Below are 6,108 nucleotides of genomic sequence, written 5' to 3'. Positions count from 1 at the left end.
CAGCGGCGCCAGCGCCGGGTCGGCGCCGAGGACACGGGTGACCGCCGCCGGGTCGGCGTCGAGGTCGAGCAGCCGGCGCACCCGGCTGACCGCGCTGCCGAGGTCGCGCAGGTCGGTGAGCACCAGCTCGCAGCGCACGTGGTCCGGTCGCGGCGTCAGCCGGACCGCGCCGGTGCCGTGGGCGAGCCGCAGGGTCCGGGCGTAGGACTCCGGCGTGACGGCCTCGACGCCCGGCAACGCGTCGTCGGCGAAGAAGCGAAGCAACCCCACGGCGTCGAACGGCGGCCGGAACGGCAACCGCAGGCTGAGCCGCGTCCCGCTCACGTCGCCGTGACGCCCTCGTCGTGACGCCGCGAAAGCGCGAAGCTGCGAAGGCGTCGTCGCGAACACCTCGCGGATCGTCTCGTTGAACTGCCGCACGCTGGAGAAACCCGCGGCGAACGCGACGTCGGTCAGCGGCAGCTCGGACAGCTCGATGAGCAGCCGCGCCGAGTGCGCGCGGTGTGCGCGGGCCAGGGCGAGCGGGCCGGCGCCGAGTTCGGCGGTCAGGACCCGGCCGAGCTGGCGTTCCGAGTAGCCGAGCCGGCGCGCGAGGCCGGGGACGCCCTCGCGCTCCACGGTCCCGTCCGAGATCAGGCGCATCGCCCGCGCGGCGAGGTCGGCGCGCACGTTCCAGTCGGGCGAGCCGGGCACGGCGTCGGGCAGGCAGCGGCGGCAGGCGCGGAAGCCGTTGGCCTGCGCGGCCGCCGACGTCGGGAAGAAGCGGACGTTCTGCGCCTTGGGCGTCGACGCCGGGCACGAGGGGCGGCAGTAGATGCCGGTGGTGCGGACGGCCATGATGAACTGGCCGTCGAAGCGCGAGTCGCGGGCGGTGACCACGCGGTAGCAGCGTTCGACGTCGCGCCAGAGCGCCGGCGGCTCGGTTGTCGTGACCATGGATCCGAGCATGCCAGCAGGTCAGCGCCGTGTCTGGCGGAAATCCGACGCGGCGTTGGGTGCGTGGGGCCGGAGCGGGGGAGACACGTAGACTGCGGGGTCGTGAGCCTCACCCTCGGTATCGTCGGCCTGCCCAACGTCGGCAAGTCCACCCTGTTCAACGCGCTGACCCGCAACGACGTGCTCGCCGCGAACTACCCGTTCGCGACGATCGAGCCGAACGTCGGCGTGGTGCCGCTGCCGGACCCGCGGCTGGACCAGCTGGCCGAGGTGTTCGGCTCGGAGAAGACGGTGCCCGCCGTCGTGTCCTTTGTGGACATCGCGGGCATCGTGAAGGGTGCCTCCGAGGGCGCCGGGCTGGGCAACAAGTTCCTCGCGAACATCCGTGAGGCCAACGCGATCTGCCAGGTCATCCGCGTGTTCGACGACCCCGACGTGGTGCACGTCGACGGCCGCATCGACCCGTCGAGCGACATCGAGACGATCAACACCGAGCTGATCCTCGCCGACCTGCAGACCCTGGACAAGGCGCTGCCGCGGCTGGAGAAGGAAGCGCGGACGAAGAAGGAGAACAAGCCCGCGCTCGACAACGCCCAGAAGGCGAAGGAGATCCTCGACGCCGGGCGCACGCTCTTCCAGGCCCAGAAGGAAGTCGACTTCGACGCGCTGCGCGAGCTGAGCCTGCTGACGACGAAGCCGTTCCTGTACGTCTTCAACGCGGACGAGTCGGTGCTGACCGACGAAGCCCGCCGCGAGGAGCTGACGAAGCTGGTCGCCCCCGCGGACGCCGTGTTCCTCGACGCGAAGGTCGAAGCGGAGCTGCTGGAACTGGACGACGAGGAATCGGTCCGCGAGCTGCTCGAGTCCGTCGGCCAGCCGGAGCCGGGCCTGTACTCCCTGGCCCGCGCGGGCTTCCACACCCTCGGCCTGCAGACGTACCTGACGGCGGGCCCCAAGGAATCCCGCGCCTGGACGATCCCCCAGGGCGCAACGGCCCCCCAGGCCGCGGGCGTAATCCACACGGACTTCGAGCGCGGCTTCATCAAGGCGGAAATCGTGTCGTTCGACGACCTGCTGGAGGCGGGCTCGATGGCGGCCGCCCGAGCAGCGGGCAAGGTCCGCATGGAGGGCAAGGACTACGTGATGGCCGACGGCGACGTGGTGGAGTTCAGGTTCAACGTCTGACCCGCGAACTCACCCCGGCCGAGCGGACGACGCTGGACGTCCTGCTCGCCGGTGACTTCCCCGGCGCGGCCGAACTGCGGGTGCAGGCTGGCACCGCGAAAGTGACCGGGAGCTGCGGTTGCGGATGTCCGACCATCGACCTGGTGGTCGACGCAACCACGCCCAAAGCCGAGATCGCGGAGCGGGTGGCGGTCGAAGCCGATGTGCTGGCCGGCGGACTCATCGTGTTCGTCGACCAGGGCAAGCTGTCGAGGCTCGAGTACTGGACCGTCGAAGGCGAGCCCCCCAGCCGCGTTCCCAGCGCCGGACGAGATCCGTTGAGAACGCCGCCGCTGTGGGGGCCCAAGGCATACAGCGTCGAGAAGGTGTCGAGCACCTGGCCTGTGCAGTGTCTGCGAGGCTGCACGCTCACCTGTGCGAGTGTCAGTTCGTTCAATTGAGCGAACTCGGCCAGCTAGATTCCTTCTTCGTCTGTTGATGTCCGTCGACACTGACTACAGTCGTCGAACTGGGAGGGTATATGGACACGAACGACGAGTCGTATGCGCGCGTTGTAGGTGAGCTTCGAAGGCGGATTCCCGACCTCGCCGAGCAAGTGGATCGTGAAGTCAGGTACGGGCGATCTGTATCTGAAAAAGGCCTGCGCGACGAGGGGCGGTACCAGGAACGGGCCGAGCGGCTCGCCGAGACGAAATTGACGCCGCTACGCACGACCGATGTGGCTGTCGTACCCTATACGGACGATGAGCGACTCGAGTTGATCCGACAAGCGTTGTTGACGCTGGCGGAGTCGATGTATTCGTCGCGTGATTCCGTTCTGCGGGAGCTGCAAGAACTTGGTCTGCAAACAACCATCACGTTCGAGGAACCAGCGGAACAGGACACGACAGTCACGGAGGTCGACCTGAGAGCGGAGGCTGATCGGGCAGCACGGACGCTACGTGAGGTCCGGGCGCTTCTCGATGCCCGGGCGGACTCTGATCGAGGTGCCCCCTGATGACCCGAGCCGATCTGATCACGAACATTGAGAGCGCGATCGGTGCCTTGCAAGCCGCGTATCGGAGTGGCGCGGACGAGTCGGACCTCTACGAAGCTTCGCTGCTGGTGCTGTGCCTGGATGCGGCACGTGCGGCCGGTGGAACGGTTATGCTGACCGACGACGGTCGGTACTCCGTGACGAGCGCTCGGTTCCGGCGAAGCCCGGGCAATCTCTGGAGTTCAGGGTTTACCTACGCACTGGTCACATTTCCGGGCACGCCGAAGGCTCTCGAAGTTCATCTAGGCGTCTTTGTTGCGGCCAGCAAATCCAGAGTGGCGCACGAGTGTGACGTCGCGATTCTTGACCACACCGAAGCTGAACGGAGCCGTCAGGGGGCCGTACACCCTCGCAGTCAGAAACTTGTCGCTGTAATCGAGGCCAAGCACTACAGCACCTCCCCCTCGCTGGGGGTCGGTCGGGCTTTCCTGGGGTTGGCGCAGGAATTGGGACAGGTCAAGTGTTCACTGGTGTTCCCGTCGCGGAGTTCAGCGAGTATCGCCGGATTGGCAGCCAGGCACACGAGTGAAGCCTATAGCGAACTGATGGCAGGCAACGAAGCCGCCCTGAGGCTGCGATCGCGTCTTGACCAGGCCATTCGTAACTGGAAAGACGCGATCTGACCCTGGAAGGCTCTCAGTGTCGTCCGCATGAGCGCAACTGCTGTGGCCTCGATCGAGGCGCCCGTGGCCAGCACCTCGGGCGAGTCGCCGTCGTGCTCGATGGGAACTCGAACAGGGCAGGCCATCGTCTTCGGTTCCCGACCGAAAAGAGTGTCGGACCCGAGGACGCTCCGAGAACGCCGCCGCTCCTAAAGTCAGAGCGGCGGCGTGGACGAACTCAGCCGAGCAGGCCCAGCAGGGCGATGGTGATCAGCACCACCGCGGGGGCGAGGGCGTTGATCCAGGCGCGCTGCGCGGGGGTGAGGACGGCGGTGCTGTTCATGGCGTTTCCTAGGGCCGAAATCGATGCTTCCGCCCTGCTCAGCGCGCTGATCATGCCCTTCGTTAGCGGCTGTGATCGAACTCACGGGCATCCGGGTGACGGCGGCCGCGGGCGGTGAACCAGAGCACGCCGCCGGCTGCTGCCACCATCGTCGCGAATGCTGCCGTGCCCACCACGATCGCCTGGGTCATAACCGTCTCTCCTAGCAAAGTCGTTTACTGGGAGACGTCGAAACTCCCGAAATGTGCACCCAGAGTAACCAGGATCACAGCGACGACAGCACCGAGTCGATCTGCTCCGCCAGGGCGAAGTCCTTCGACGTCAGGCCGCCCGCCGAGTGGGTGCTGAGGCGGAACGTCAGGGTGCGCCAGCGGATGTCGATGTCCGGGTGGTGGTCGGCCTCCTCCGCCAGCACCGCCACGCGGTCCACCACCTCGATCGCCTGGGGGAACGAGGCGAGTTCCACCTCGCGGGAGATCACCGCGCCCGACCTGGTCCAGTTGCTGCCGAGGGCGCGATCGGCCTCGGCGTCGCTCAAGATTTCCGTCATGTCTCCATGGTCGTCCGTCCTGGACTACGCTGCACGGTTGCCACGGGAGTCCGGTCAGCCGGGCTGAGAGGCGGGTCACCCCCGCGACCGTTCGCACCTGACCGGATCATGCCGGCGAAGGGAGGGCTTTCCTCCTCGTCCGGCGAAGTGCAGGAGGGGTAGATGAAACGCAGGGCTGTTCGCGCCGCGACGGCCGTCGCCGTCGTCAGCGTCGTCGCCGCGGGGTGCTCGCTGTCGGATGGCGATGGTGGCACGCAGCAGACGCCCACCGTCACCCTCGTGACGCACGATTCCTTCCTGGCGCCGCAGGAGGTGCTCGACGCCTTCCAGAAGCAGTCGGGCATCAAGATCTCCGTGCTCAAGCAGGGCGACGCCGGATCGCTGACCAACAAGCTCGTGCTCACCAAGGCCAACCCGGTCGGCGACGTCGCGTTCGGCGTCGACTCGACCTTCGCCTCGCGCGCGCTCTCCGAAGGCGTCTTCGAGCCCTACACCAGCCCGGAGGCCGATCGCGGGCCGCAGCGGTACGCCGTCGACCCCGAGCACCGGCTCTCCGCCGTCGACGTCGGGGACGTCTGCGTCAACGTCGACACGAACTACTTCACCACCAAGGGGATCCCGGCGCCCACCAATTACGACGACCTGGCCGACCCGAAGTACAAGGACCTGCTCGTCGCCGAGGACCCGGCCACGGCGTCGCCGGGGCTCGCGTTCCTCCTCGGCACCATCGCGAAGTACGGCGAGGCCGGCTGGAAGGACTACTGGACGAAGCTGAAGGCCAACGGCCTCAAGGTCGTCAGCGGCTGGGAAGAGGCCTACACCAAGGAGTTCTCCGGCTCCTCCGGCAAGGGACCGCGGCCGATCGTCGTCTCGTACGCGTCTTCGCCGGCCGCCGAGGTCGGGGACGACGGGAAGCCGCGCACCAAGGCCCTGCTCGACACCTGCTACCGGCAGGTCGAGTACGCCGGGGTGCTGGCGGGCGGCAAGCAGGCCGACAGCGCGCGCAAGGTCGTCGACTTCCTGCTGTCGCAGCAGTTCCAGGCGACCGTCGCCGCGAACATGTACGTCTACCCGGCGCGCCAGGGCGTCGACCTGCCCGCGGGCTGGGCGCAGGTCGCGCCGCTGCCGCAGAAGCCGCAGACGCTGACACCGGACCAGGTGCAGGCCGGCCGGGAGAAGTGGATCGGCGAATGGCGCACGCTCGTGCAGTAACTCCGCCACCGACCGCCCGCGGGCTCGGCCTGGCACTGCTCGGACTGGCCCCGATCGGGTTCCTGGTGGTGTTCTTCGCCTGGCCCGTGCTGGCGATCGTCGGCCGCGGGTTCGCCGAGGGCGGCCTCGGCGTCGTCCTCGGCGACGCGCGGACCTGGCAGCTGGCCGGGTTCACCGTGGCGAGCGCGGCGGCGTCGACGGTGGTCGCCGTCGTGGCCGGGCTGCCGGTGGCGTTCCTGCTGGC

8 protein-coding genes, 1 pseudogene and 1 riboswitch are annotated in these 6,108 nt (G+C 68.1%); of the genes and pseudogenes, 6 read left to right on the top strand and 3 right to left on the bottom strand.

Annotation, left to right across the window (positions count from 1 at the left end):
- The coding region (locus tag G3I65_RS55595) for a bifunctional transcriptional activator/DNA repair enzyme AdaA (protein ID WP_160704647.1) at positions 1–936 on the bottom strand (936 nt) is incomplete at its 3' end.
- Between the two features lie 102 nt (positions 937–1,038).
- On the opposite strand from G3I65_RS55595, the gene ychF reads away from it, so the two are divergent.
- The 4 genes from ychF (at position 1,039) to G3I65_RS55575 (ending at position 3,780) form a co-directional block, all read left to right on the top strand.
- A complete protein-coding gene (gene ychF, locus G3I65_RS55590; protein WP_160704645.1) occupies positions 1,039–2,121 on the top strand; it encodes a redox-regulated ATPase YchF in 1,083 nt (360 codons plus the stop codon).
- A gap of 143 nt (positions 2,122–2,264) precedes the next feature.
- Positions 2,265–2,561 carry a hypothetical protein gene (locus tag G3I65_RS58135; RefSeq protein WP_239072058.1) on the top strand — a complete coding sequence of 99 codons (297 nt, stop codon included), beginning with the start codon at positions 2,265–2,267 and terminating at the stop codon, positions 2,559–2,561.
- Positions 2,562–2,641: 80 nt separating this feature from the next.
- Positions 2,642–3,118: a hypothetical protein gene (locus G3I65_RS55580; RefSeq protein ID WP_160704643.1), complete on the top strand. Its 477-nt coding sequence runs from the start codon at positions 2,642–2,644 to the stop codon at positions 3,116–3,118.
- Positions 3,118–3,780 (top strand): hypothetical protein, encoded by a 663-nt coding sequence (locus tag G3I65_RS55575; RefSeq protein WP_160704641.1) that lies wholly within the window; start codon positions 3,118–3,120, stop codon positions 3,778–3,780. Before G3I65_RS55580 ends, G3I65_RS55575 begins: the two co-directional genes overlap by 1 nt.
- 384 nt (positions 3,781–4,164) lie before the next feature.
- Here G3I65_RS55575 and G3I65_RS58560 read toward each other — a convergent pair whose 3' ends face one another.
- Together G3I65_RS58560 and G3I65_RS55570 are read right to left on the bottom strand one after the other, a co-directional pair.
- Entirely contained in the window at positions 4,165–4,293 is a 129-nt protein-coding gene (locus G3I65_RS58560; RefSeq protein ID WP_255482264.1) for a hypothetical protein, read from the bottom strand.
- A 74-nt stretch (positions 4,294–4,367) separates the two neighbouring features.
- Positions 4,368–4,652, bottom strand: coding sequence for a 4a-hydroxytetrahydrobiopterin dehydratase (locus tag G3I65_RS55570; RefSeq protein ID WP_160704639.1), 285 nt, complete (start codon positions 4,650–4,652; stop codon positions 4,368–4,370).
- A gap of 32 nt (positions 4,653–4,684) precedes the next feature.
- A riboswitch (TPP riboswitch) is annotated at positions 4,685–4,793 on the top strand.
- 21 nt (positions 4,794–4,814) lie between these two features.
- On the opposite strand from G3I65_RS55570, the gene G3I65_RS55565 reads away from it, so the two are divergent.
- Both G3I65_RS55565 and G3I65_RS55560 read left to right on the top strand, forming a co-directional pair.
- Positions 4,815–5,864 (top strand): thiamine ABC transporter substrate binding subunit, encoded by a 1,050-nt coding sequence (locus G3I65_RS55565; protein WP_160704638.1) that lies wholly within the window; start codon positions 4,815–4,817, stop codon positions 5,862–5,864.
- 44 nt (positions 5,865–5,908) lie between these two features.
- Positions 5,909–6,108 (top strand): annotated as a pseudogene (locus G3I65_RS55560) (iron ABC transporter permease); the annotation flags it as partial.

The organism is Amycolatopsis sp. SID8362, from assembly GCF_010550475.1.
Taxonomy (GTDB): domain Bacteria; phylum Actinomycetota; class Actinomycetes; order Mycobacteriales; family Pseudonocardiaceae; genus Amycolatopsis; species Amycolatopsis eburnea.
The sequence above is the reverse complement of the archived record's forward strand: the minus strand, read 5'-3'. Positions and strand labels throughout refer to the sequence as shown.